The 25,359-nt window shown below is 72.4% G+C and carries 19 protein-coding genes and 1 pseudogene; 17 read left to right on the top strand and 3 right to left on the bottom strand.

Features of this window, described 5'->3' with window-relative positions; translation table 11 throughout:
- Nucleotides 1-2 precede the first annotated feature (2 nt).
- Complete coding sequence (locus ABLE53_RS00865; protein ID WP_348856636.1) at nucleotides 3-629, bottom strand: TIGR03085 family metal-binding protein; 627 nt, start codon at nucleotides 627-629, stop codon at nucleotides 3-5.
- Between ABLE53_RS00865 and ABLE53_RS00860 the strand changes: the two genes are divergently transcribed.
- The 6 genes and pseudogenes from ABLE53_RS00860 to ABLE53_RS00835 all read left to right on the top strand — a co-directional run bounded on the left by ABLE53_RS00860 (nucleotide 619) and on the right by ABLE53_RS00835 (nucleotide 5,411).
- Nucleotides 619-1,842: an ABC transporter transmembrane domain-containing protein gene (locus tag ABLE53_RS00860; protein WP_348856634.1), complete on the top strand. Its 1,224-nt coding sequence runs from the start codon at nucleotides 619-621 to the stop codon at nucleotides 1,840-1,842. The two genes, ABLE53_RS00865 and ABLE53_RS00860, sit on opposite strands and share 11 nt — an antisense overlap.
- Nucleotides 1,836-2,498: pseudogene (locus ABLE53_RS00855) on the top strand (ATP-binding cassette domain-containing protein); the annotation flags it as partial. The gene ABLE53_RS00860 and the pseudogene ABLE53_RS00855, both read left to right, overlap by 7 nt.
- Nucleotides 2,495-4,318, top strand: a complete 1,824-nt coding sequence (locus ABLE53_RS00850) for an ABC transporter ATP-binding protein (RefSeq protein WP_348856633.1) — start codon at nucleotides 2,495-2,497, stop codon at nucleotides 4,316-4,318. The pseudogene ABLE53_RS00855 and the gene ABLE53_RS00850, both read left to right, overlap by 4 nt.
- The gene (hisI, locus tag ABLE53_RS00845; protein WP_348857749.1) at nucleotides 4,306-4,656 is read left to right on the top strand and encodes a phosphoribosyl-AMP cyclohydrolase; all 351 of its coding nucleotides are present in this window, start codon (nucleotides 4,306-4,308) and stop codon (nucleotides 4,654-4,656) included. Before ABLE53_RS00850 ends, hisI begins: the two co-directional genes overlap by 13 nt.
- Nucleotides 4,653-5,168, top strand: a complete 516-nt coding sequence (locus ABLE53_RS00840; protein WP_348856632.1) for a Trp biosynthesis-associated membrane protein — start codon at nucleotides 4,653-4,655, stop codon at nucleotides 5,166-5,168. Before hisI ends, ABLE53_RS00840 begins: the two co-directional genes overlap by 4 nt.
- Nucleotides 5,169-5,210: 42 nt before the next feature.
- On the top strand, nucleotides 5,211-5,411 hold the full coding sequence (locus tag ABLE53_RS00835) for an HGxxPAAW family protein (protein WP_348856631.1): 201 nt from the start codon (nucleotides 5,211-5,213) through the stop codon (nucleotides 5,409-5,411).
- A 25-nt stretch (nucleotides 5,412-5,436) separates the two neighbouring features.
- Here ABLE53_RS00835 and ABLE53_RS00830 read toward each other — a convergent pair whose 3' ends face one another.
- Nucleotides 5,437-5,784 carry a hypothetical protein gene (locus ABLE53_RS00830; protein ID WP_348856630.1) on the bottom strand — a complete coding sequence of 116 codons (348 nt, stop codon included), beginning with the start codon at nucleotides 5,782-5,784 and terminating at the stop codon, nucleotides 5,437-5,439.
- A 198-nt stretch (nucleotides 5,785-5,982) separates the two neighbouring features.
- On the opposite strand from ABLE53_RS00830, the gene trpC reads away from it, so the two are divergent.
- The 8 genes from trpC (at nucleotide 5,983) to pyk (ending at nucleotide 18,120) form a co-directional block, all read left to right on the top strand.
- Nucleotides 5,983-6,771: an indole-3-glycerol phosphate synthase TrpC gene (gene trpC / locus ABLE53_RS00825; protein WP_348856629.1), complete on the top strand. Its 789-nt coding sequence runs from the start codon at nucleotides 5,983-5,985 to the stop codon at nucleotides 6,769-6,771.
- Between the two features lie 10 nt (nucleotides 6,772-6,781).
- On the top strand, nucleotides 6,782-8,047 hold the full coding sequence (gene trpB, locus ABLE53_RS00820) for a tryptophan synthase subunit beta (protein ID WP_348856628.1): 1,266 nt from the start codon (nucleotides 6,782-6,784) through the stop codon (nucleotides 8,045-8,047).
- An 8-nt stretch (nucleotides 8,048-8,055) separates the two neighbouring features.
- Entirely contained in the window at nucleotides 8,056-8,901 is an 846-nt protein-coding gene (gene trpA, locus ABLE53_RS00815; protein ID WP_348857748.1) for a tryptophan synthase subunit alpha, read from the top strand.
- Nucleotides 8,898-9,512, top strand: coding sequence for an SCO family protein (locus tag ABLE53_RS00810; protein ID WP_348856627.1), 615 nt, complete (start codon nucleotides 8,898-8,900; stop codon nucleotides 9,510-9,512). Before trpA ends, ABLE53_RS00810 begins: the two co-directional genes overlap by 4 nt.
- A complete protein-coding gene (gene lgt / locus ABLE53_RS00805) occupies nucleotides 9,509-10,396 on the top strand; it encodes a prolipoprotein diacylglyceryl transferase (protein WP_348856626.1) in 888 nt (295 codons plus the stop codon). Before ABLE53_RS00810 ends, lgt begins: the two co-directional genes overlap by 4 nt.
- A 187-nt stretch (nucleotides 10,397-10,583) precedes the next feature.
- Nucleotides 10,584-15,140: a glutamate synthase large subunit gene (gltB, locus tag ABLE53_RS00800; protein WP_348856624.1), complete on the top strand. Its 4,557-nt coding sequence runs from the start codon at nucleotides 10,584-10,586 to the stop codon at nucleotides 15,138-15,140.
- Nucleotides 15,133-16,599, top strand: a complete 1,467-nt coding sequence (locus ABLE53_RS00795) for a glutamate synthase subunit beta (protein WP_348856623.1) — start codon at nucleotides 15,133-15,135, stop codon at nucleotides 16,597-16,599. Before gltB ends, ABLE53_RS00795 begins: the two co-directional genes overlap by 8 nt.
- 51 nt (nucleotides 16,600-16,650) lie before the next feature.
- A complete protein-coding gene (gene pyk / locus ABLE53_RS00790; RefSeq protein ID WP_348856622.1) occupies nucleotides 16,651-18,120 on the top strand; it encodes a pyruvate kinase in 1,470 nt (489 codons plus the stop codon).
- Here pyk and ABLE53_RS00785 read toward each other — a convergent pair.
- On the bottom strand, nucleotides 18,117-19,019 hold the full coding sequence (locus tag ABLE53_RS00785) for a LysR substrate-binding domain-containing protein (RefSeq protein WP_348856621.1): 903 nt from the start codon (nucleotides 19,017-19,019) through the stop codon (nucleotides 18,117-18,119). The genes pyk and ABLE53_RS00785 overlap by 4 nt on opposite strands.
- 131 nt (nucleotides 19,020-19,150) lie before the next feature.
- Here ABLE53_RS00785 and ABLE53_RS00780 point away from each other — a divergent pair, with 131 nt between their 5' ends.
- The 3 genes from ABLE53_RS00780 to ABLE53_RS00770 are packed head-to-tail and all read left to right on the top strand — an operon-like array spanning nucleotide 19,151 to nucleotide 25,337.
- Nucleotides 19,151-22,630 (top strand): proline dehydrogenase family protein, encoded by a 3,480-nt coding sequence (locus ABLE53_RS00780; RefSeq protein ID WP_348857747.1) that lies wholly within the window; start codon nucleotides 19,151-19,153, stop codon nucleotides 22,628-22,630.
- A complete protein-coding gene (locus tag ABLE53_RS00775; RefSeq protein WP_348856620.1) occupies nucleotides 22,630-23,667 on the top strand; it encodes a zinc-binding dehydrogenase in 1,038 nt (345 codons plus the stop codon). The genes ABLE53_RS00780 and ABLE53_RS00775 overlap by 1 nt, the downstream gene beginning before the upstream one ends.
- Before the next feature lie 2 nt (nucleotides 23,668-23,669).
- Entirely contained in the window at nucleotides 23,670-25,337 is a 1,668-nt protein-coding gene (locus ABLE53_RS00770) for a CocE/NonD family hydrolase (RefSeq protein WP_348856619.1), read from the top strand.
- Nucleotides 25,338-25,359 lie beyond the last annotated feature (22 nt).

Here is a 25,359-nt window from a genome sequence, read left to right as displayed (position 1 = left end):
ACTCAGAACCCGAGGGTCGCCTGTTGCAGCCGGTCGACCTTCTCCTGCGGCCCGTCGAAGGAGAGCCCGGCGACCTGGCGGCGACCGAGCAGGAAGAGCGTCAGCTCCGAGACCGGCCCGGTGACCGTCACCGGGCGCTCGCCGCGGCCCAGGGTGAGGCTCGTGGTGCCGTCGGTGACCACGACCGGCGCGCCCGCCGACCGCACCGCCATCCGACCGAGGAACCGCAGTGCCCGCCACAGCTGACGCTCGTCCTCCGGCGCCAGCTCCCGCCGCGACCAGCCCGGCCGGCCGCGCCGGATGTCCTCGTGGTGGACGAAGAACTCCACGGTGTTCATCGCACGCTCGACCGGCTGGAGTGCCGTCGGCAGCGGTCGCGGGTCGCGGAGCCGGTCGGCAAGCTCGGCGAGCGGCCGCCCGGCGTACGCCGCCCCCGCCCGCTCGGTCAGCGGCGCCAGCCGCTTGACGAAGATCCCGGCGGCCGCCCACGGTCGGCGCTCCCGCACCAGCAGGTGTACGACGAGGTCCTCGACGTCCCAGCCCTCACAGAGCGTCGGAGCATCGGGTCCGGCCGCGAGCGCGTCGTCGCACAGCGCCAGCCGCTCCCGCCTCGCGAATGTGGTCGCCACGCCACAGAACCTTAGGCTCTGGGAAGTGAGCGGTGCAGAGCGGCGCGCGTCCACGGCGGACGGCCTGAAGGTCCTGTGGGTGGCGATCAAGCGCGAGCCGTGGATCTTCACCCTCTCGACCATCGGCAGCGCCCTGTTCGGCGCGCTCACCGTCGCCGACGCCTGGGTGCTCGGCTGGTCGACCGACCACGTCCTGCTGCCTGCCTTCCGCGATGGCAGCATCGGCACCGGCTGGCTGATCGCCGTGGTCGCCCTCTTCGTCGGCGTCGCGATCCTGCGCGCCGTCGGCGTCGTGGCCCGCCGGCTCGGGGCCGGCGTGATGCTCTACCGGATGCAGGAGACGACGAGGAGGGCCGTCACCCGGAAGTACCTCGAGCTCCCGCTCTCCTGGCACCACCGCCACCCGACCGGCCAGCTGCTCTCGAACGCGAACTCCGACGTCGAGGCGGCCTGGGCGCCGATCTCGCCGCTCCCGATGGCCGTCGGGACGATCGCGATGATGGTCATCGCGGTCGTCGAGATGTTCCTGGCCGACGTCGTGCTGGCTCTCGTGGGGATGCTCGTCTTCCCGGCCGTGATCGCCGCCAATCTCGCCTACCAGCGACTCAGCTCGCCGTTGATGACCCGCGCCCAGCAGCTGCGCGCCGAGCTGAGCGAGGTCGCCCACGAGTCCTTCGACGGCGCGCTGGTCGTCAAGACGCTCGGCCGTGAGACCGAGGAGACCGACCGCTTCGCCGCCAAGGCCAGGGCGCTGCGCGACGTCAACACCCGGGCCGGGCGGATCCGGGCCGCCTTCGACCCGACGCTGGCCGCGTTGCCCGACGTCGGCGTCCTCGCCGTCCTCGCGGTCGGCGTCTACCGCGTCCTCCACGGGGCCGCGGCCGCCGGCGACGTCGTACAGATCGGCTACCTGCTCACCATCGTCGCCTTCCCGATCCGCTCGCTCGGCTGGCTGCTGGGGGAGTTCCCGCGCAGCGTCGTCGGCTACCGCCGGGTCCAGGCGGTCCTGCGCAGCACCGGCGCGATGGCGTACGGCGGCGCCCGGGCGCCGCACCGCACGACCGGCGCCCGGCTGACCGTGGAGGGCCTCGCCTACCGCTACCCGACGGACGGTGCGACGGGGTCGGCGCTGCTCCGTGACGTCGCTTCACCGTCGAGCCCGGCCGCACCACCGCGGTCGTCGGCGCGACCGGTGCCGGCAAGAGCACCCTGACGATGCTCCTCGCCAGGCTCGTCGACCCCGACGCCGGCCGGATCGCCCTCGACGGCGTCGACCTGCGCGACCTCGCGCCCGGCGAGCTCGCGAAGGTGGCCGCGCTGGTCCCGCAGGCGGCATTCGTCTTCGACGACACGGTGCGCGGCAACGTCGCGCTCGGTGCGGACGTCACCGACGAGGAGATCTGGGAGGCGCTGCGGACCGCCCAGGCCGACGGCTTCGTCACGGCGCTCCCGGACGGGCTCGACTCCCGTCTCGGCGAGCGCGGCACCAGTCTCTCCGGAGGGCAGCGGCAGCGGATCTCCCTCGCCCGGGCGCTCGTACGCCGGCCACGGCTGCTCGTCCTCGACGACGCCACCTCCGCGGTCGACCCGCAGGTCGAGCAGCGGATCCTCGCCGCGCTCCGGCAGGGTGTGGCCGCAACGGGCCCGGCCAGCGGCGCGGGTGCGACCGCGACGACCCTGGTGCTCGTCGCCTACCGCAAGGCCACGATCGGGCTGGCCGACGAGGTGGTCCACCTCGAGAACGGCGTGATCGTGGACCGCGGCACCCACGAGGAGCTGCTGGCCCGGGACGCGTCGTACGCCCGGCTGGTCAACGCCTACGAGCAGCCGCGTGCCGAGGTGGAGGACGAGGAGGTGGCGCCCCGATGAGCACCGTCGACACCGGCGAGACCCTCGGCGCGGTGGAGACGATCCGCCGCGGCCTGAGCTACTCACCCGAGCTCACCGAGGGCATCTGGACGACCCTCGCGCTCGCGGTCGTCGCGAGCATCGGCCAGGTCGTCGTCCCGGTCACCGTCCAGCAGACGCTCGACCACGGCCTGCAGGGCGACCACGGCGCCGACGCCGGCTTCGTGCTCCGAGCCGGCGTGGTCGCCGCCGTCGCGATCGTGGTCACCGGCTGGGCGTCGTACGCCATGACCCGGCGACTCTTCACCGCCGCCGAGCGCGGTCTCGCGACCCTGCGGACGAAGGCGTTCCGCCACGTCCACGACCTGCCGCTGCTCACCCAGTCGACCGAGCACCGCGGCGCCCTGGTGTCGCGGGTGACGAGCGACGTCGACCAGATCAGCCAGTTCCTCGTCTTCGGCGGGCTGCTGCTGGTGGTCAGCGTCGGGCAGATGCTGATCGCGACCGTCGTCATGGTCGTCTACTCCTGGCAGCTCGCGCTCGTCGTGTGGCTCTGCTTCGGCCCGCTGTTCGCGACCCTGCCGTACTTCCAGCGCCGGCTCTCCGCGGCCTACACGCAGGTACGCCGCCAGGTCGGCTCGATGCTCTCCGCGATCGCCGAGCCGGTGGTCGGCGCCGCCGTCGTCAAGGCGTACGCCGTCGAGCGGCGCACCCAGGACCGCATCGACGCCGAGGTGGAGGCGACCAAGGTCGCCCAGACCCACGCCCAGGCGCTCACCGCGACCTTCTTCAGCCTCGGTGGCCTCTCCGGCGGGCTCGCCAACGCGGGCGTGATCGTGGTCGGGGTGCTGCTCGGGCTCGGCTTTCTCGCGAGCGGCGGCGACATCACCGCCGGCGAGGTGCTCGCCTTCGCGTTCCTCGTCTCGCTGTTCGTGGGGCCCGTCCAGATGGGCACCCAGATCCTCACCGACGGCCAGAACGCCGTCGCCAGCTGGCGCCGCGTCGTGGGCATCCTCGACACGCCCGCCGACCTCGTCGACCCCTGCGAGGAGGGCGAGGCACTCCCGCACGGCCCGGTGTCGGTGACCTTCGACCACGTCACGTTCGCCTACCCGGGCGGCAAGCCGGTGCTCCACGACGTCACCCTCGACCTCGTCCCCGGCAGCCGGGTGGCGGTGGTCGGGGAGACCGGCTCGGGCAAGTCGACGATCGCCAAGCTGCTCACCCGGCTGATGGACCCGACCGACGGCGAGGTGCGCCTCGCCGGCGTCGACGTACGCAGCGTCTCCCACGCCTCCCTACGGCGCAGCGTCGTCATGGTGCCTCAGGAGGGGTTCCTCTTCGACGACACCCTGGCCGCGAACGTCCGCTACGGCCGCCCGCAGGCGACCGACGAGGAGATCGAGTACGCCGCCGGCGTACTCGGACTCGGCGACTGGCTCGCCTCCCTGCCGCTGGGCGTACGGACCCGCGTGGGACAGCGCGGCGAGTCGCTCAGCGCGGGGGAGCGGCAGCTGGTCGCGCTGCTGCGCGCGCAGCTCGCCGACCCCGACCTGCTCGTGCTCGACGAGGCCACGTCGGCGGTCGACCCCGCCCTCGAGATGCGGATCGGCCGGGCGCTCGAGCGGCTGATGGCCGGCCGGACCTCGGTGACCATCGCCCACCGGCTCTCCACCGCCGAGGCCGCCGACGAGGTGATCGTCGTCGACGCGGGGCGGATCGTCCAGCGCGGTCCGCACGCGCGGCTGGTGGAGGAGCGGGGCTCGGTCTACGCCCGCCTGCACGCCTCGTGGGTCGCCCAGCAGGGGTCGCCCGGCAGCGTGGGAGAATCGACGTCGTGAGCACCACCCTCGACCCCGCGATCGCCGCCCGCCTGAAGCGCAACGCCGACGGCCTGGTCCCGGCGGTGGTCCAGCAGCACGACACCGGCGAGGTGCTGATGCTGGGCTACATGGACGACGAGGCGCTCGCGCGCACCCTGAGCACCGGCCGGGCGACCTACTGGAGCCGCAGCCGGCAGGAGTACTGGGTGAAGGGCGAGACCTCGGGCAACCGGCAGTGGGTCAAGGAGGTCCGCCTCGACTGCGACGGCGACACCCTCCTGGTGAAGGTCGAGCAGGAGGGGCCGGCCTGCCACACCGGCGACCGCACCTGCTTCGACGCCGGCCTGCTCCCGTGAGGAGCCGCAGCTTCGGTCCCGTCGTCCTCCTTGGGCTCGCGGGCGCGGCCGGCACAGCCGTCGCCGGCACGAAGGACTGGGTCCACAGCGACGAGTCGGTCGCGATGCGCCAGGCCACCGGCGTCGCCCTCGACGCTCCCGGCGTGACCGCGCTCGGCCTGGTCGCGCTCGCCGCCTGGGGCGTCGCCCTGGTCACCCGCGGGTGGGTCCGCCGTGGCGTGCTCGTCCTCGCCGGCCTGGCCGCGGTCGGGGCCGTCCCGGTCGCCCTCGTGGGCCGCCCGGACGGCGACCCGACCGCCTGGCCGTGGATCGCGCTGGCCGCCGCGGTCGTCGCCGCCGCGGCGGCCGTCGCCGGCGTACGCCTCGCGAGGGGCTGGCCCGAGATGGGCCGGAGGTACGACGCCCCGACCAGCGGTCCCGCGACCGAGGCGCCGCTCGAGGAGCAGTCCAGCCTCGACCTGTGGAAGTCCATCGGCGAGGGCCGTGACCCGACGGCCGATGGACCTGAATAGACTGCGGTCCGCAAGGCCGCACCACGACTGGAGGAGACCCGCATGTCCGACAACCACGGCAACACCCCGGCCGCCTGGAGCGCCGTCGTCGTGGGCCTCCTCGGCTTCATCATCGGCAGCGTGGGTCTCATGCTCGACCCGATCAACTGGGTCATCTTCTGGGTCGGCGTCGTGGTGACCGTCGCCTCCGGGCTCGTCTTCGTGGTGCTGGCCAAGCTCGGCTACAACACCGAGGGCCACTGAGCCCTGCCGGGCCGCCGAGCCCGGCTCAGCCCTGGTACGGCGGAGGCGTGCCGTACGACGGCGGGGTGCCCGGAGCACCGTACGACGGCGGCGTCGGCCCGCTGAAGCCGGCACCGGCAGGCGCGGTGTTCGCGGAGATGTTCACGAGCATCCGGAGCGTGTGCTCCAGCCAGCCGAACATCACCCAGAACATCAGGCAGTAGAGCGCGCCGCCGATCAGGAAGACCAGCCCGCTCGCAGCCGCCGCGCCGCCTTGGGCGAACATCGCGATCGCGCCGATCACCGCGACGAGCCCGATGAGCCCGATCACGATCCACTTCAGCGTCCCGAGGGTCTGGGCGACCCGGTTGGCGTCGGAGGGGTTGTTCAGCATGGTGACTCCTGTCGTCGTCCGCGGCGCACCGGCGTGGGCGCCGTCCTGTCGGGCGTCATCTCCACTTCGCCGGTGTTCGAAACCAGGGACGGATTCAGGCGGCCCACCCCGGGCGTGACAGACTCGGGGGAGCCGGCGCCGCGCGCGCCCGCGACACCCGCGACCAGCCTGGGACCAGAACGAGAGGGGGCGATGTCGGTGGCCACCGATGTCCTCGAGCAGATCATCGAGGGCGTCCGGATCGACCTCGCCGCACGGCAGGCGACGACCAGCGTCGCCGACCTGCGTGCCGCCCTGGCCGACGTGGACCCGCCGCGCGACCCGATGCCGCACTTCCGTGCCGCCGGCAGCAGCGTGATCGCGGAGGTGAAGCGGAGGAGCCCGAGCAAGGGCGCCCTCGCCGACATCCCCGACCCCGCCTCCCTCGCGCAGCAGTACGCCGCCGGCGGCGCCGCCGCGATCAGCGTGCTCACCGAGCAGCGCCGGTTCGGTGGCAGCCTCGACGACCTGCGCGCCGTGCGGGCGGCCGTGGACACCCCGATCCTGCGCAAGGACTTCGTCGTCGACTCCTACCAGCTGCTCGAGGCGCGCGCCGCCGGCGCCGACCTCGCCCTCCTGATCGTCACGGCGCTCGCCGAGGACGACCTGCGGCGGCTCCACGACGAGGCCCGCGAGCTCGGCCTGACCGTGCTCGTCGAGGCCCACGACGAGGCCGAGACCGAGCGCGCCGTCGCTCTCGGCGCCGAGCTGGTCGGCGTCAACGCCCGCAACCTCAAGACCCTCACCGTCGACCCCGACGTCTTCGGCCGGCTCGCGCCGCTCATCCCGGACGATCGGGTCAAGGTGGCCGAGTCGGGCATCTTCTCCTCCGCTGACGTGAAGCGCTACGTCCTGGAGGGCGCCCGCGCCGTCCTCGTCGGGGAGGCGCTGGTGAGGGACGGCGACCCCGAGGCCGCCGTACGCGAGATGACCGGGCTGTGTGCATGAAGGGGCTGGCATGACGACCCACATCAACGAGACGACCAGCTTCGACGCCGACGCGCTGGGCTGGTACGGCGGCGCCGCCGAGGGCTTCGGCGGCCGCTACATGCCCGAGGCGCTGATGAGGGCCCTCGACGAGCTCGACCACGCCTGGCGGGACGCCAAGGCCGACCCCGCGTTCGTCGCGGAGTTCGACGCGATCCTGCGCGACTACGCCAACCTGCCGAGCCCGCTCTACCACGCCGCCCGGCTCTCTGAGCACGCCGGCTGCCGCATCCTGCTGAAGCGCGAGGACCTCAACCACACCGGCGCCCACAAGATCCGCAACGTGCTCGGACAGGCGCTGCTGACCCGGCGGATGGGCAAGACCCGGGTCATCGCCGAGACCGGCGCCGGCCAGCACGGCGTCGCGAGCGCCACCGCTGCGGCGTACTTCGGCCTCGACTGCACCGTCTACATGGGCAGCGTCGACACCAAGCGGCAGGCGCTCAACGTCGCCCGGATGCAGCTGCTCGGCGCCGAGGTCGTCGCCGTCGACTCCGGCAGCGCGACCCTCAAGGACGCGATCAACGAGGCGCTGCGCGACTGGGTGGCGAGCGTCGAGACGACCGCCTACCTGTTCGGCACAGCCGCCGGCCCGCACCCGTTCCCGACGATGGTCCGCGACCTGGCCCGCGGCATCGGCGACGAGGCCCGCGAGCAGGTGCTGGAGCAGTACGGCGGGCTCCCCGACGCGGTGGCCGCCTGCGTCGGCGGCGGGTCCAACGCGATCGGTCTCTTCACCGCCTTCCTCGACGACACCGACGTCGAGATCCTCGGCTTCGAAGCGGGCGGCGACGGCTTCGAGACCGGCCGTCACGCCGCCACGATCCAGGCCGGCGACCCCGGCGTGCTCCACGGCGCGCGGACCTACGTCCTGCAGGACGAGGACGGCCAGACGATCGAGTCGCACTCGATCTCGGCCGGCCTCGACTACCCCGGCGTCGGGCCGCAGCACGCCTGGCTCGCCAAGATCGGCCGGGCGTCGTACCAGAGCATCACCGACACCGAGGCGATGGAGGCCTTCGCGCTCCTGTCCCGCACCGAGGGGATCATCCCGGCCATCGAGTCCGCCCACGCGGTCGCCGGCGCCCTGAAGGTGGCGCCGCGGCTACGCGAGGAGAAGGGGCCTGACGCGACCATCCTGGTCAACCTCTCGGGTCGCGGTGACAAGGACATGGGGACCGCCATGGAGTGGTTCGGGCTGGGGCAGGAGCAGCACCACCAGGGGAGGGCCCAGTGAGCGGCACAGTGAGCACGCGTGTCGCCTTCGAGAAGGCGAAGGCCGACGGCCGCGCCGCGCTGGTCGGCTACCTCCCGGCGGGCTTCCCCGACGTCGAGGGCGCGATCGACGCGCTGAAGGCGATGGTCGCAGCCGGCTGCGACGTCATCGAGATCGGGCTGCCCTACTCCGACCCGGTCATGGACGGCCCCACGATCCAGGCCGCCGCCCAGCAGGCGCTCGACGGCGGCGTACGCACCCGTGACGTGCTCCGCACCGTCGAGGCGGTCGCCGCCACCGGCGTACCCACCGTGATCATGACCTACTGGAACCCTGTGGTGAGCTACGGTCGCGCAGCGGGCCGTAGCCATGGGCGCAGCGGCGTGGAGCGCTTCGCCACCGACCTCGCCAACGCCGGGGGAGCGGGGCTGATCACGCCCGACATCACCCCCGACTACGGCCAGGAGTGGATCGCCGCGGCCGACGCCCACGGCCTCGACAAGGTCTTCCTGGTCTCGCCGTCGAGCACCGACGAGCGGCTCGAGATGACGACCGCCGCCTGCCGCGGGTTCGTCTACGCCACCGCCGTCATGGGCGTCACCGGCGCCCGGGAGAAGACCTCCGAGCTGGCCGGCCCGCTCGTCGCCCGGACGAAGGCCCTCGCGCCCGCGGGACTGCCGGTCGCGGTCGGGCTGGGCGTCAGCAACGGCGACCAGGCCGCCGAGGTCGCCGCCAAGGACGGGATCGGTGCCGACGGCGTGATCGTCGGCTCGGCGTTCGTCCGCGCGATGCTCGACAACGCCGGTGAGAGGGCGGCCGCGCTCCGCGCGCTGACCTCGCTCACCGAGGACCTCGCCTCCGGAGTACGCCGGTGAGGAAGCTGCTCGCGGGGATGCTCACAGTCCTCGCCCTGGCCGCAGCGGCCTGCGGCTCCGGCTCCGGCAGTGGCAACAGCGCGCAGTTCACCGGGATCGAGCACGCGCCGTACACCCTGCTCAAGGCGTCGCTCACCGACACCGACGGCAAGCCCTACACGCTGGCCGCAGATGCGGACAAGCCGCTCACCCTGGTCTTCTTCGGCTACACCCACTGCCCGGACCTGTGCCCGCTGGTCATGCAGTCGCTGTCCGCGGCCATGCAGCTGCTCGACGACGCCGACCGCATGGACGTGGACGTCGTCTTCGTGACGACCGACCCCGGGCGTGACACGACCGACGTGCTGCGGAAGTACCTCGACCGCTACGACCCGTCGTTCGTCGGCCTCACCGGGAAGCTCGACACGATCGTGAGGCTCGGCGAGTCGATGAAGATCTTCGTGGGCTCCGGCCAGAAGCTCCCCAGCGGCGGCTACGACCTCACCACCCACGACACCCACGTCTCGGCGGTGAGGCCGAACGGCAAGGCGACCGTGCTGTGGAGCATGGACACCTCGCCGCGGCAGTTCGCCGGCGACATCCACACCCTCCTGCAGAAGGTGCGCGCATGACCGCGGACGCGTTGGCCGGACTGGTCCCGCTCTCCATCCCGAGCCCGCACGACGGCGTGTGGGACCTCGGGCCGATCCCGATCCGCGGCTACGCACTGGCCATCGTGCTGGGCATCATCGTCGCGGTGTGGATGTCCGAGCGACGCTGGGTCGCCCGCGGCGGCAGGGCGGGGGAGATGCAGGACCTCGCGCTGTGGGCCGTCCCGTTCGGTCTCGTCGGCGGCCGGCTCTACCACGTGATCACCGACCACGACCTCTACTTCGGCGAGGGCAGGAGCGCCTGGGCGGCCCTCTACGTCTGGCGCGGCGGCCTCGGCGTGTGGGGCGCGATCGCCCTCGGCGCCGTAGGCGCGATCATCGCCGCCCGCCGACGCGGGATGCGGCTGTGGCCGGTCCTCGACGCCATCGCCCCGACCTGCCTGCTCGCCCAGGGCATCGGCCGGTGGGGCAACTGGTTCAACCAGGAGCTCTTCGGCAGGCCGACCTCGCTGCCGTGGGGTCTCGAGATCGACCCCGACAAGCGGCCGCCGGGCTATGAGCAGTACGCCACCTTCCACCCGACGTTCCTCTACGAGTTCATCTGGGACGTCATCATGTACTTCGTCGTCGTACGCCTCGACAGGCGGTTCAACCTCGGCGGCGGCCGCGTGCTCGCGCTCTACGTGATGACCTACTGCTTCGGGCGAGGCATGATCGAGCTCCTGCGCATCGACACCGTGGAGCTCCACGACGTGCTCGGCCTGCGCTGGAGCGACTGGATGTCGATCATCCTGTTCGTCGCCGCCGCGGCGTACTTCGCCTGGGCGACCTACCGGGGCCGCGGCCACCGCGAGGAGAGCGTGTACGTCGACGGCCGTACCCCGCAGGACGCCGAGGCCGCCTGAGCCGGTGTCCGGCGGGTGAACGCCGGATGGAACGGTCTTGTCACACGGTGGTAACGTACCGGCATCGCGCGGGCCAACGCCGTCCCCTGCACCACTGACATCCCCCATCCCGCGGACCGCGCACCCATCGAAGGCTCCTCACGGGGCCCGGGCCGCGCTCTGCGCACGGACACGACGGGAGAACTCGGTGCCCTACGAGCACTCGTTTCCTTCCCCCCAGGGGCTCTACGACCCTCGCTTCGAGAAGGACGCCTGCGGCGTCGCCTTCGTCGCGACCCTGACGGGCGTCCCGAGCCACGAGATCGTCCAGCAGGGCATCCGTGCCCTGCTCAACCTCGACCACCGCGGCGCCGCCGGGGCCGAGACGAACTCCGGCGACGGCGCCGGCATCCTCATCCAGGTGCCCGACGCCTTCCTGCGCGAGGTCGTCGACTTCGAGCTGCCCGCCAAGCGGTCCTACGCCGTCGGCACGGCGTTCCTCCCGGGCGACCCCGAGCATGTCGAGACCACCGCGAAGCAGATCGAGGAGATCGCCGTCGAGGAGGGCCTCGAGGTCCTCGGCTGGCGTGACGTGCCGGTCGTCCCCGACTCGCTCGGCGCGACGGCGCTCGCGGTCATGCCGACCTTCCGCCAGATCTTCGTGGCCGGCGCCAAGCAGCGGGTCGCCGGGATGGCGCTCGAGCGGATGGCGTTCTGCCTGCGCAAGCGGGCGGAGCGCGAGACCGACGTCTACTTCCCGTCGCTGTCCTCGCGCACGCTGGTCTACAAGGGCATGCTCACCACGGTCCAGCTCGCGGAGGTCTACCCCGACCTCCTCGACGATCGGATCGAGTCGGCGATCGCCGTCGTCCACTCGCGCTTCTCGACCAACACCTTCCCGAGCTGGCCGCTGTCGCACCCGTTCCGCTACATCGCCCACAACGGCGAGATCAACACCGTCATGGGCAACCGGAACTGGATGCAGGCCCGTGAGGCGCTGCTCGAGTCCGACCTGATCCCGGGCGAGCTCGAGCGGCTCTTCCCGATCTGCACCCCGGGCGCGTCCGACTCGGCGAGCTTCGACGAGGTCCTGGAGCTGCTCCACCTCGGCGGCCGCAGCCTGCCCCACGCCGTGCTGATGATGATCCCGGAGGCGTGGGAGAACCACACCGAGATGCCCGAGAAGCTGCGGGCGTTCTACGAGTTCCACGCCTCGCTGATGGAGCCGTGGGACGGCCCCGCGTCGGTCGTGTTCACCGACGGCGCCCAGGTCGGTGCCGTGCTCGACCGCAACGGCCTGCGCCCCTCGCGCTACTGGGTGACCGACGACGGCCTCGTCGTCCTCGCCTCCGAGGCGGGCGTCCTCGACGACATCGACCCCGCGAAGGTGGTCCGCAAGGGCCGCGTGCAGCCGGGCCGGATGTTCCTCGTCGACACCGACGAGCACAGGATCATCGAGGACAACGAGATCAAGACCAGGCTCGCCGAGGAGCACCCGTACGACGAGTGGCTCCACGCCGGGCTGGTCCACCTCAAGGACATCCCCGAGCGCGAGCACATCGTCCACACCCACGCCTCGGTGACCCGCCGTCAGCAGGTCTTCGGCTACACCGAGGAGGAGCTGCGGGTCCTCCTCGCGCCGATGGGCAACACCGGTGCCGAGCCGATCGGCTCGATGGGCACCGACTCGCCGATCGCTGCGCTGTCGAGCAAGCCCCGGCTGCTGTTCGACTACTTCAGCCAGCTCTTCGCGCAGGTGACCAACCCGCCGCTGGACGCGATCCGCGAGGAGCTCGTGACCTCGCTGTTCGGCACCATCGGCCCCGAGGCCAACCTGCTGAAGCCGACCCCGGCCTCGTGCCGCCAGATCGTGCTCCCGTTCCCGGTCATCTCCAACGACGACCTCGCCAAGATCCGGCACGTCAACCGCGACGGCGACATGCCGGGCTTCGCGGTCCACGTCTCGCGCGGTCTGTACGACGTCGACGGCGGCGGCACGGCCCTCGCCGTACGCCTCCGGGAGATCTGTCAGGAGGTCTCGGACGCGATCGCCAAGGGCGCGCGGATCATCGTCCTCTCCGACCGGCACTCGACGGCCGAGAAGGCGCCGATCCCGTCGCTGCTGATGACTGCCGCGGTCCACCACCACCTGGTCCGCGAGAAGACCCGCACCAACGTCGGCCTCATCGTCGAGGCCGGCGACGTGCGCGAGGTCCACCACGTGGCCCTGCTGATCGGCTACGGCGCGGCGGCGGTCAACCCCTATCTCGCGATCGAGTCGGTCGAGGACCTCGCCTACGAGGGCTACTTCGTCAAGAGCGACCCCGAGAAGGCGATGGCCAACATCATCAAGGCGCTCGGCAAGGGCGTCCTGAAGGTGATGTCGAAGATGGGCGTCAGCACCGTCGCGTCCTACACCGGCGCGCAGATCTTCGAGGCCGTCGGACTGTCCCAGGAGCTCGTCGACAAGTACTTCACCGGCACGACCTCCAAGCTCGGCGGTGTCGGGCTCGACGTCATCGCCCAGGAGGTCGCGAAGCGGCACGCCACGGCGTACCCCCGCGACGGCGTGGCCCCCGCCCACCGCGAGCTGCCGATCGGCGGCGAGTACCAGTGGCGCCGCGAGGGCGAGCCGCACCTGTTCGACCCGGAGACGGTCTTCCGGCTCCAGCACTCCACCCGGACCGGGCGCTACGACATCTTCAAGCAGTACACCGACCGGGTGAACGAGCAGTCCGAGCGGCTGATGACGCTGCGCGGGCTCTTCCGGCTCAAGGACGCCGGCGAGACCGGCCGCCAGCCGGTGCCGATCGACGAGGTCGAGCCGGTCGAGTCCATCGTCAAGCGGTTCAGCACCGGCGCGATGTCGTACGGCTCCATCTCCAAGGAGGCGCACGAGACCCTCGCCATCGCCATGAACATGCTGGGCGGCAAGTCCAACACCGGCGAGGGCGGCGAGGACTCCGACCGCCTGTACGACGCCGAACGGCGCTCGGCGATCAAGCAGGTCGCCTCCGGCCGCTTCGGCGTCACCAGCGAGTACCTCACCAACGCCGACGACATCCAGATCAAGATGGCGCAGGGCGCGAAGCCCGGCGAGGGCGGCCAGCTGCCGGGCCACAAGGTCTACCCGTGGGTGGCCAAGACCCGGCACTCCACCCCGGGCGTCGGCCTGATCAGCCCGCCTCCTCACCACGACATCTACTCGATCGAGGACCTCGCGCAGCTGATCCACGACCTGAAGAACGCCAACCCCGAGGCCCGCGTCCACGTGAAGCTGGTCGCCGAGGTCGGCGTCGGCACGGTCGCGGCCGGCGTGAGCAAGGCGCACGCCGACGTCGTCCTCATCTCCGGTCACGACGGCGGCACCGGCGCCTCCCCGCTGACCTCGCTCAAGCACGCCGGCGGCCCCTGGGAGCTCGGCCTCGCCGAGGCGCAGCAGACGCTGCTCCTCAACGGCCTGCGCGACCGGATCGTCGTCCAGACCGACGGCCAGCTCAAGACCGGCCGCGACGTGGTCGTCGCCGCGCTGCTCGGCGCCGAGGAGTTCGGCTTCGCCACCGCGCCGCTGGTCGTCTCGGGCTGCATCATGATGCGGGTCTGCCACCTCGACACCTGCCCCGTGGGCGTCGCGACGCAGAACCCCGTCCTGCGCGAGCGCTTCACCGGCAAGGCCGAGTACGTCGTCAACTTCATGCGCTACATCGCCCAGGAGGTGCGCGAGCTCCTCGCCGAGCTCGGGTTCCGCTCGATCGAGGAGGCCGTCGGCCACGCCGAGGTGCTCGACACCCGCGCCGCGGTCGACCACTGGAAGGCGTCCGGGCTCGACCTCGCACCGGTCTTCCACACCGTCGAGATGCCGGAGCAGTTCGTCGGCCAGGACCTGCACCACACCAAGCCGCAGGACCACGCCCTCGAGAAGTCGCTCGACGTCACCGAGCTGCTGCCGCTGGCCGCGCCCGCGCTCGAGCGGGCCGAGCCCGTCCGGGCCCAGCTGCCGATCCGCAACGTCAACCGCACCGTCGGCACCATCCTCGGCCACGAGGTCACCAAGAAGTACGGCGGCGAGGGGCTCCCCGACGGGACGATCGACCTGACCTTCACCGGGTCGGCCGGGCAGTCCTTCGGTGCGTTCCTGCCGCCGGGCATCACGCTGCGGCTGGAGGGCGACGCCAACGACTACGTCGGCAAGGGCCTCTCCGGAGGCCGGATCGTGATCCGGCCCGACCGCGCCGCGACGTTCAAGCCGAACGAGCACATCATCGCCGGCAACACCATCGCCTACGGCGCGACCTCCGGGCAGATCTTCGCCCGCGGCGGCGTGGGGGAGCGGTGCTGCGTCCGCAACTCCGGTGCCACCGTCGTCACCGAGGGCGTGGGTGACCACGGCTGCGAGTACATGACCGGCGGACGGGTCGTCGTCCTCGGCAAGACCGGCCGCAACTTCGCGGCCGGCATGTCCGGCGGCATCGCCTGGGTCCTCGACCTCAAGCACTGGCGGGTCAACCCCGAGCTGGTCGAGCTGACCGAGGTGGACGCGAAGTTCCATGAGGAGCTCGAGGCCATCGTGCGCGCCCACCACGAGGAGACCGGCTCCGCGGTCGCCGGCGACCTGCTCGCCGACTGGCCGACCGCCCTGACCCGCTTCACGCAGGTCATGCCCAGCGACTACAAGCGCGTGCTCGAGGCTCAGGAGGAGGCCCTCGAGGAGGGTCTCGACGAGGACGAGGCCGCGCACCGGATCATGGAGGTGCTCCATGGCTGATCCCAAGGGGTTCTTGAAGCACGGCCGCGAGGTCGCCGCCCGTCGGCCGGTGGAGGAGCGCGTCCACGACTGGAACGAGGTCTACCCGGGCGGTGCCGGCCGGGCCCTGCTGCCGATCATCACCACCCAGGCGGGTCGGTGCATGGACTGCGGCATCCCGTTCTGCCACCAGGGCTGCCCGCTCGGCAACATCATCCCGGAGTGGAACGACCTGGTCTGGCGCGACGACTGGGAGGGCGCGATCGAGCGCCTCCACGCGACCAACAACTTTCCGGAGTTCACCGGCCGGCTGTGCCCTGCGCCGTGCGAGACCGCCTGTGTCCTGGGGATCAACCAGGACCCGGTGACCATCAAGAACGTCGAGGTCGCGATCATCGACAAGGCCTGGGACGCCGGCTACGTCAAGCCGCAGCCGCCCGAGTGGCTCTCCGGCAAGGCGGTGGCGGTCATCGGCTCCGGCCCGGCCGGCCTCGCCGCGGCGCAGCAGCTCACCCGGGCGGGCCACACCGTGGCGGTCTACGAGCGCGCCGACAGGATCGGCGGCCTGCTGCGCTACGGCATCCCCGAGTTCAAGATGGAGAAGAAGCAGGTCGACCAGCGGCTCGCGCAGATGCGCCGGGAGGGCACCGTCTTCCGCGCCGGCGTCAACGTCGGCGTCGACCTCACCGGCAGCCAGCTCCGCGACCGGTACGACGCCGTCGTGCTCGCGATCGGGTCGACCGTCGCGCGCGACCTGCCCGTGCCCGGCCGGGAGCTCGCCGGCATCCACCAGGCGATGGAGTACCTCCCGCAGGCCAACCGGGTCGCGCTCGGCGAGACCGTCGAGGACCAGATCGTCGCCACCGACAAGCACGTCGTGATCATCGGCGGCGGCGACACCGGGGCGGACTGCCTCGGCACCGCCCACCGCCAGGGCGCGAAGTCGGTCACCCAGCTCGAGATCATGCCCGAGCCGCCGACCGACCGCCCCGGGGCGCAGCCGTGGCCGACGTACCCGATGGTCTTCCGCGTCTCCTCGGCCCACGAGGAGGGCGGCGAGCGTGTCTACAAGGCGTCGACGAAGGAGTTCCTGGGCGACGCCGAGGGCCACGTCCGCGCGCTGAAGCTGGTCGAGGTGGAGTTCCAGGAGGGCAAGCTCGTCGAGATCCCCGGCACCGAGCGGGAGATCCTCGCCGACCTGGTGCTCTTCGCGATGGGCTTCGTCGGCCCCGAGCAGCCCGGCCTCGTCGAGCAGCTCGGCGTCGAGCTGGACCAGCGCGGCAACATCGCCCGCGACGCGTCGTACGCCACCAGCGTGCCCGGCGTCTTCGTCGCCGGTGACGCCGGCCGCGGCCAGTCGCTCATCGTCTGGGCGATCGCCGAGGGGCGTGCGGCGGCGGCCGCTGTCGACACCTTCCTCACCGGCTCCAGCACCCTGCCGGCGCCGATCAAGCCGACCGATCGGCCGCTGGCGGTCTGACGGCCCGGGCGCCGTGGGTTGGATCGTTCAACCTCGCTACAGTGGTGCCCCGTGAGGAGAGCGAAGATCGTCTGTACGCTCGGTCCGGCCGTCGGCACGGAGCGACGCATCCGCGAGCTGGTCTATGCCGGCATGGACGTCGCCCGGCTCAACATGAGCCACGGCGACCAGGAGGAGCACGCCGAGCGCTACCGGCTGGTCCGCGAGGCCGCCGACGCGAGCGGTCACGGGGTCGGGATCTTCGCCGACCTCCAGGGGCCGAAGATCCGGCTCGAGACCTTCGCCGACGGGAAGGTCACCCTGCGGCGGGGCCAGCCGTGGACGATCACCACGCGTGACGTCGCCGGCGACGCCTCGATCTGCGGGACGACCTACAAGGGCCTGCCCGGCGACGTCAACGTGGGGGACCCGATCCTCATCGACGACGGCAAGGTCAGGCTGCGCGTCACCGACGTCAAGGACGGCACCGACGTGGTGACGGAGGTGCTCGTCGGCGGGCCGGTGAGCGACCACAAGGGCATCAACCTGCCCGGGGTCGCCGTCTCCGTGCCGGCGCTGTCGGACAAGGACGAGGCCGACCTGCGGTTCGCGCTGAAGCTGGGCGTCGACATGGTCGCGCTGAGCTTCGTCCGGAGCGCCGACGACGCCGAGGACGTACGCCGGATCATGCGCGAGGAGGGCCGGCTGGTCCCGATCATCGCGAAGATCGAGAAGCCGCAGGCCATCGACAACCTCCCCGAGGTCATCGACGCCTTCGACATGTTCATGGTCGCCCGCGGCGACCTCGGCGTGGAGTGCCCGCTGGAGGAGGTGCCGTTCCTCCAGAAGCGGATCATCGAGCTGGCCCGGCTCAACGCCAAGACGGTGATCGTGGCGACCCAGATGCTCGACTCGATGATCGCGAACCCGTCGCCGACCCGCGCGGAGGCCAACGACGTCGCCAACGCCGTCCTCGACGGCGCCGACGCCGTGATGCTCTCGGCCGAGACCAGTGTCGGCGACTACCCGGTCCACACCGTCGAGACGATGGCGCGCATCATCACGGCCACCGAGACCCACGCCTTCGCCGCCGGCGGCAAGGGCGTCGGCCACCTGAGCCAGATCGACTGGGACCCGCACACCCGCTCCGGCGTGATCGCCAAGGCGGCCGAGGAGGTCGCCGAGCGGGTCGGCGCGAAGTACCTCGTCGCGTTCACCACCTCGGGCGACTCCGCCCGCCGCCTCTCCCGCCTGCGCGGGCCGATCCCGCTGCTCGCCTTCACGCCGTTCCCGGACGTGCGGTCGCAGCTGGCGCTGAGCTGGGGCGTCGAGACCTTCCAGGTGGAGGCCGTCGAGCACACCGACGAGATGGTCACGCAGGTCGACGAGCAGCTGCTCAAGATCGGCCGGGTCCAGGAGGGCGACCTCGTCGTCATCATCGCCGGCTCGCCCCCCGGCATCCCCGGCTCCACCAACGCGCTGCGCATCCACCGGATGGGCGACGCGGTCAACGAGGTAGCGCCGGCCTACCGCCGGGGCTAGCCGTGGTCGGCGCCGACCGCGGCGGCCAGCGCCGCGCGGCACGCGACGATCGGGGGAGTGGCCGCGATCGACGTACGCGTCGCGGTGAAGACCGTACGCCGGGGCGACCCGGGCAGGTCGACCATCCGCGCGTCCGGGCGGCGGCGTACGGTCATGAGCCCTGGCAGGATCGCGACCGCGTTGCCGGCCTCGATCAGCGCCACGTGGGCCTCGAGGTCGGCGGTCTCGAAGCGGACGTCGGGCTCGAACCCCGCCGACCGGCACATCTGCTCGGCCCAGTGCCGGGACGCGGCGCCTTTGGGCTCCATCACCCACGGCACGCCCGCGGCGTCGCCGATCGACGCGATCGCGTCCCACGGCTCGCCGGCCGGCGGCACCGCGAGCCGGAGCGCGTCGGTCGTCAGCGGCTCGCGGTCGAGCTCGGGGTGCCAGGGGGCCGCGTGGTCGGGGTACTGCTCCGCGATCACCAGGTCGAACTCGCGGACCCAGGTCTCGTACAGCGCCTCCTCCGGCTCGCGCTGCGACATCGTCACCCGAAGCCGCGGGTGGCCCCTGGCCAGGTCGGCGAGCATCCGCGGCATGAACGCCAGCGCGGCGGACTGGAACACGGCGATCCGCACCGTCCCCGAGGCCTCGTCGCCGAGCGAGGCGAGCTCGGACTCGGCGCGCTCGAGCCGCTCGAGGATGGCCACGGTGTGCTCGACGAGGAGCTCGGCCGCCGGGGTGAGCTGGACCCGGCGACCGACCTTGCGGAGCAGGTCCACGCCGACCTCGCGCTCGAGCTGGGTGAGTTGCTGCGAGACCGACGAGGGGCTTTGATGGAGGGCGTCGGCCACCTCCGCGAGCGTCCCGCGGACGCTCAGCTCCCGCAGGAGTCGCAGCCGTCGTACGTCGAGCATCGCCGCTCCAAACACTTCGGGTCCGCTTACGATTAAGCGTCGGAAAACATCACTGTATCTTACGCGAATTTCGACGGATACTTGCCGCGACAGCTCCGTCATACGTCCGCAGAGGTTCACCCGTGACCAACATGATCGACACCGCCGGCACCGAGCTGGTCGAGGAGGTCGAGACCCAGGTGAAGGCCTGGCTCGACGTCGCCGCCACCAAGCCGGTCCACCCCTCGGCGAAGCGCCTGGCCGACGTCCTCAAGGACCCCGCCGGCCTCGAGTTCACCGTCGGCTTCGTCGACCGCGTGATCCGGCCAGAGGACCTCGGCGTCGCCGCGCAGAGCCTGCGCGAGCTGGTCGCGATCGCCCCGAGGTTCCTCCCGTGGCACCTCAAGCTCGCCCTCAAGCTCGGCGCGATGCTCTCCGTGGTCGCTCCCTGGTTCGTCATCCCGGTCGCGCGCAAGGCGCTGCGCCGGATGGTCGGGCACCTGCTCATCGACGCGACCGACGACAAGCTCGGCGCCTCGATCGCCCGCATCCGCGACCGCGGCGTGAAGCTCAACATCAACCTGCTCGGGGAGGCGGTGCTGGGCGAGGCGGAGGCCAACCGGCGCCTCGAGGGCACCAAGAAGCTGCTCGCCCGGCCCGACGTCGACTACGTCTCGATCAAGGTCTCCTCGCCGGTCGCGCCGCACTCGCCGTGGTCGTACGACGAGGCCGTCGAGCACGTCATCGAGCGGCTCCTGCCCCTCTACCAGTACGCCGCCACCGCGGGGACTCCGAAGTTCATCAACCTGGACATGGAGGAGTACCACGACCTCGACATCACGATCGACGTCTTCACCAGGATCCTCGACCGTGAGGAGCTGCTCGGCCTCGAGGCCGGGATCGTGCTCCAGGCCTACCTGCCCGACGCGCTCGCCGCGATGATGCGCCTGCAGGAGTGGGCGGCCGCGCGCCGGTCCCGCGGCGGCGCCGCCATCAAGGTCCGCCTGGTCAAGGGCGCCAACCTGCCGATGGAGCGGGTGCAGGCCTCGCTCTACGGCTGGCCGCTCGCCACCTGGGGCAGCAAGCAGGAGTCCGACACCAACTACAAGCGCGTGCTGCACTACGCCCTCACCCCGGAGCGGACCGGCAACATCCGCCTCGGCGTCGCCGGCCACAACCTCTTCGACATCGCCTACGCGTGGATCCTCGCCGGCAGGCGCGGCGTACGCGACGGCATCGAGTTCGAGATGCTGCTCGGCATGGCCGAGGGCCAGGCCGAGGCGGTCCGCGAGACCGTGGGCGGGCTGCTGCTCTACGTCCCGGTCGTCCACCCGAAGGACTTCGACGTCGCGATCGCCTACCTCGTACGCCGGCTGGAGGAGGGCGCCAGCCAGGACAACTTCATGTCCGCCGTCTTCGACATCCACGAGGACACCGCGCTCTACCGCCGCGAGCGCGAGCGCTTCCTCGCCTCCCTCGCGGCCGCGGACGCCGATAGCACTGGAGGGGGGGTCCCGACCCCGAACCGCACCCAGGACCGCCGCAGGCCGGTGAGCGACGAGCCCCTGACCGGCGGCTTCCGGAACACCCCCGACACCGACCCGTCGCTGCCGGGCAACCGGGAGTGGGGCCGCCAGATCACCGAGCGGATCGCCACCTCGACCCTCGGCGAGCAGCTGGTCGCCGACCACACCGTGACCGATGTCGCCACGGTCGAGACGCTCATGGAGAGCGCAGCGGCCGCGGGCGCCGAGTGGGGTCGCAAGCCCGCCGCGGAGCGGGCCGCGATCCTTCGCACCGCCGCCGTGGAGTTCGAGAAGCGCCGGGCCGAGCTGCTCGAGGTCGCCGGCAGCGAGTGCGGCAAGACGCTCGACCAGGGCGACCCCGAGGTCTCCGAGGCGATCGACTTCCTCAACTACTACGCCGAGCTCGCCGAGGGCCTCGACTCCGTCGACGGCGCCACCCACATCCCGGTGCACCTCACCCTGGTTACCCCGCCGTGGAACTTCCCGCTCGCCATCCCGACCGGGGGCATGGCCGCGGCGCTCGCCGCCGGCTCGGCCGTGGTGATCAAGCCCGCCCCGCAGGCGAAGCGGTGCGGCTCGCTTCTGGTCGAGACCCTCTGGGCCGCCGGCGTACCCAAGGACGTCCTGCACCTCGTCCACGTCCCCGAGAACGAGGTCGGCAGGGCGCTCGTCGCGAGCCCGTACGTCGACCGGCTCGTCCTCACCGGCGCGTTCGACACCGCGCAGCTGTTCCGCTCGTTCCGCCCTGACCTGCCGCTGCTCGCGGAGACCTCGGGCAAGAACGCCATCGTCGTCACCCCCAGCTCCGACCTCGACCTGGCCGCCAAGGACCTCGTCTACTCGGCGTTCGGCCACGCCGGCCAGAAGTGCTCGGCCGCGTCGCTCGGCATCCTGGTCGGCTCTGTCGCGACCTCGGACCGCTTCCGCGACCAGCTCGTCGACGCGGTCCGCTCGCTCAAGGTGGGCTACCCGAGCGACCCGCGGGTCCAGGTCGGCCCGATCATCGAGCCGGCCTCCGGCAAGCTCGAGCGCGCCCTGACCCAGCTCGCCCCCGGTGAGTCGTGGCTGGTCGAGCCCCGTCCGCTCGACCCTGTGTCCGACGGAGGACAGGGCCGGCTCTGGTCGCCCGGCGTGAAGACCGGCGTGAAGCGCGGCTCGGAGTATCACCTGACCGAGTACTTCGGCCCCGTCCTCGGCCTCATCGCGGCCGAGGACCTCGACGAGGCGATCGAGATCCAGAACCAGGTCGACTACGGCCTGACCGCGGGTCTGCACTCCCTCGAGCGCGAGGAGCTCGAGACCTGGATCGACCGGGTCCAGGCCGGCAACGTCTACGTCAACCGCACGACCGTCGGCGCGATCGTGCGCCGGCAGCCGTTCGGCGGCTGGAAGAGGTCGGCGGTCGGCGCCGGCACCAAGGCCGGAGGCCCGAACTACCTGATCGGGCTCTCCGACTGGGCGCCTGCCGCAGCGTCGAGGCTCGGTACGCCGGCCGGTGCGGCGCGCGCGATCGTCGACGGCGCCCGCAGCCTCGGCCTCGCCGGTGCCGACCTGGTCGAGCGGGGCGCCGGCTCCGACGCCGTCGCCTGGGCCGAGGAGTTCGGCGTCGCGCGCGACGTCAGCGGGCTGCTCGCCGAGCACAACGTGCTCCGCTACCTGCCGGTGCCAGCCACCGTCCGCCTCGAGGGCACCGGGTCGACCGACGTCGCCGGCATGCTCCGGGTCGTGGCCGCGGGCCTCGCCGCCGGCGCGCCGGTGACGGTCTCCGCGTCGACCCCGCTCGACTCGCCGGTCGCCGATCTGCTCGGCCGCGCCGGTGCGTCGTACGCCGTCCAGGACGACGCCGCCTGGAGCGCGACGCTGGCCGGGCCCGATGCCCCCGGACGTGTGCGCCTCATCGGCGGCAGCCGTGGGGCCTTCGCCGCCGCCAGCGACGGCCGGGCCGACATCGCCCTCTACGCGCAGCCCGTGGTCGAGGCCGGCCGGATCGAGATGCTGACCTTCCTGCACGAGCAGGCGGTCGCGGTCACCGCCCACCGCTTCGGCTCGCCGACCTCGCTGACCGAGGGACTGTTCCCCAACGAGGTCACGGAGGCGACCGCCTGATGCGCGCCATGGTCATGGACGAGATCGCGGGGCCGCTCGAGGTGCGCGAGGTGCCGGAGCCGGTCGCGCCCGACGGCGGCGTCGTCGTCCAGGTCCACGCGACCGGGCTCTGCAAGAGCGACTGGCACGCCTGGGTCGGCCACGACGAGATCGCCCTCCCGCACGTGCCCGGGCACGAGCTGGCCGGTGTGGTCTCCGCGGTCGGCGCGGGCGTCGAGAGGTGGTCGGTGGGCGACCGGGTGACGGTGCCGTTCGTGGAGGGCTGCGGCCGCTGCGAGTGGTGCCTGTCCGGCAACGCGCAGGTCTGCCCCGACCAGCAGCAGCCCGGGTTCACCCACTGGGGCTCCTTCGCCGAGTACGTCGGCCTGTACGCCGCCGACACCAACCTCGTCGCGGTCCCCGAGACCGTGTCGTTCGAGGCGGCCGCGAGCCTCGGCTGCCGGTTCGCGACCGCCTATCGCGCGCTCACCGGGCGCGGTGGCCTCGCCGCCGGCGAGTGGGTCACGGTCGTGGGCGCCGGCGGTGTCGGGCTGAGCGCCGTGATGATCGCGAAGGCCCTCGGGGCGCACGTGGTCGCCGTCGACCGTCACAAGGGCGCCCTCGACGCCGCCGCCGAGCTCGGCGCCGACCACGTCCTCGTCAGCGACGGCGGCGACATCCCCGCGCAGGTCCACGACCTGACCGGCGGCGGCGCGCACGTGGCCGTCGACGCCGTCGGCAGCGAGCAGACCTGCGCGGACTCGATCATGAGCCTTCGGCGCCGCGGCCGGCACGTCCAGGTCGGCCTGCTGCCGCCCGTCGGCGGCCACCCGCGCGTGCCGATGGCCCGCGTGATCGGGTGGGAGCTCGACGTCCTCGGCAGCCACGGGATGGCCGCCGCCGACTACCCGGGCATGCTCGCGCTCATCGAGAGCGGGGCCCTGCGCCCGCAGGCGCTCATCGAGCGCGTCGTCGACCTCCAGGAGGCCACCGGCCTCCTGCCGGCGATGGACACCGCCTCGCCCGCCGGCATGACGATGATCGACCCGCGACGCTGACCGTGCCTGCTCTGCCCATCACCCGGGTGGGGCCCGCGCCGGTCCCCGAGGGCGCGGTCCCCGTCGAGGTGCCGATGCGCGACGGCGTACGCCTCGCCGCGTCGGTCCACCTCCCCGACGGCGACGGGCCGTTCCCGACGGTGCTGGTGCGGCTGCCGTACGACAAGGACGGCGCGATGGCCTACCTCCCGCTCGTCGCGCGCCGCTTCACCGCCGCCGGGTACGCCGTCGTGGTCCAGGACGTCCGCGGGAAGTTTCGCTCCGGCGGCGAGACGATGTTCGCCGTCCACGAGCGCGACGACGGCCACGACGCCCTCGACTGGGTCGTGGCCCAGCCCTGGTGCGACGGCGACGTGGTGATGTGGGGCGACTCCTACTACGGCATGACCGCGCTCGCCGCCGCGGCATCGGGCCATCCGGCGCTGCGGGCGATCGCCCCGCGCGTCACCGGCACCGAGATCGGACGGGTGTTCCCCACCCCGGGCGGCGCCACGAGCGTGGAGCCGACGATGCGCCGCGCCTACCTCGCGTTCCACATGGTCGACCGGGCGGCGTACGACTGGCCGCTGGACTGGTCGGCCCGGCCCCTCGCCGACCAGTTCGAGCGGTTCTTCGACGAGCTCGGCCACCGGAGCCCGAGCTACGACGCCGACGTGCGCGAGCCCGGCAGCCTGCGTCCACCGTCCGTCGAGGAGCTCCTCGACGCGCCGCCCGTGCCGACGCTGTGGACGATCGCGTGGTACGACAACGTGGCCGCCGCCTCCTCGTGGCGCGACGTGCGGCGGCTGCTCGCCGACGCCCGCTGGGGTCCGGTGACGTGGCTGCGGGTCGAGGCGAGCGACCACAACAACAACCGGCTCGCCGACGCGCCCTTCGCGGTACACGACCAGACGCCCGCGGAGGTCGAGCGGATCGCGGCGGGGGTCACCGCGCCGGCGATCGATTTCTTCGGCCACTGCCTGCGCCGCGGCGGGGAGCCGCCCGCCAAGGTCGCCTACGAGGTCTGCCGAGGTGGGTGGGCCACCGCTGCAGCGTGGCCGCCGCCCGAAGCACGGCCCCTCGTCCTGCACGCCTGTGCCGACACCGGCGGCCTCGCCCCGGTGCCGCCGGAGAGCCCGGGCTCGGTGCGCTGGACCTCGGACGGCGTCGACCTGGTGCCGTCGGTCGCGTCGCGGCCCTTCGACGTCGTACGCGAGCTGCACGACCTCGCGCCGGTCGCGAAGCGTCCCGACGTGGTCACGCTCGACACCGAGCCGCTCGCGGCACCGCTGGTCCTCGCCGGACCCGCCGAGGTCACCGGCACCGTGCGCTCCGACCAGCGCAGCACCGACCTGTTCGCCCGGCTGCTCGACGTGACGCCGACCGGCGAGGCCTGGCCGATCACCCACGGCGAGGTACGCCTGGCCGTCGGGGCGGGTGAGCGGGGGTTCACGATCCCGGTCCTGCCGACGGCGTACCGTCTCGGGCGGGGGCACCGGCTCCGGCTCCACCTCGCCTCGACCGACTTCCCGGAGTTCCTGTTCAACACCGGCGACGGGTCGGACGCGTGGCACGCCGAGCGTGCCGCGGTGACCACGACGACGGTGAGCACCGGGCCGGCCGGCGGCCTGGCGCTGCGCCTGTCGGTGCTCCCGGGCGGGACGGGGGAGGATGGACCTGCAACGAGCTGAGCCGCCGGGCGGCGGCCAACGA

This window comes from Nocardioides asiaticus, from assembly GCF_040049175.1.
GTDB classification, from domain to species: domain Bacteria; phylum Actinomycetota; class Actinomycetes; order Propionibacteriales; family Nocardioidaceae; genus Nocardioides; species Nocardioides cheoyonin.
This window is presented reverse-complemented; position numbering and strand designations above follow the sequence as displayed.

What these genes read in the sequence shown, in the direction of transcription:
- ABLE53_RS00780 (WP_348857747.1), top strand. Translation starts at nt 19,151, where the DNA reads ATGATCGACACCGCCGGCACCGAGCTGGTCGAGGAGGTCGAGACCCAG.
- lgt (WP_348856626.1), top strand. Translation starts at nt 9,509, where the DNA reads ATGACCGCGGACGCGTTGGCCGGACTGGTCCCGCTCTCCATCCCGAGC.
- ABLE53_RS00775 (WP_348856620.1), top strand. Translation starts at nt 22,630, where the DNA reads ATGCGCGCCATGGTCATGGACGAGATCGCGGGGCCGCTCGAGGTGCGC.
- ABLE53_RS00835 (WP_348856631.1), top strand. Translation starts at nt 5,211, where the DNA reads ATGTCCGACAACCACGGCAACACCCCGGCCGCCTGGAGCGCCGTCGTC.
- ABLE53_RS00785 (WP_348856621.1), bottom strand. Translation starts at nt 19,019, where the DNA reads ATGCTCGACGTACGACGGCTGCGACTCCTGCGGGAGCTGAGCGTCCGC.
- ABLE53_RS00850 (WP_348856633.1), top strand. Translation starts at nt 2,495, where the DNA reads ATGAGCACCGTCGACACCGGCGAGACCCTCGGCGCGGTGGAGACGATC.
- trpB (WP_348856628.1), top strand. Translation starts at nt 6,782, where the DNA reads ATGACGACCCACATCAACGAGACGACCAGCTTCGACGCCGACGCGCTG.
- ABLE53_RS00830 (WP_348856630.1), bottom strand. Translation starts at nt 5,784, where the DNA reads ATGCTGAACAACCCCTCCGACGCCAACCGGGTCGCCCAGACCCTCGGG.
- ABLE53_RS00795 (WP_348856623.1), top strand. Translation starts at nt 15,133, where the DNA reads ATGGCTGATCCCAAGGGGTTCTTGAAGCACGGCCGCGAGGTCGCCGCC.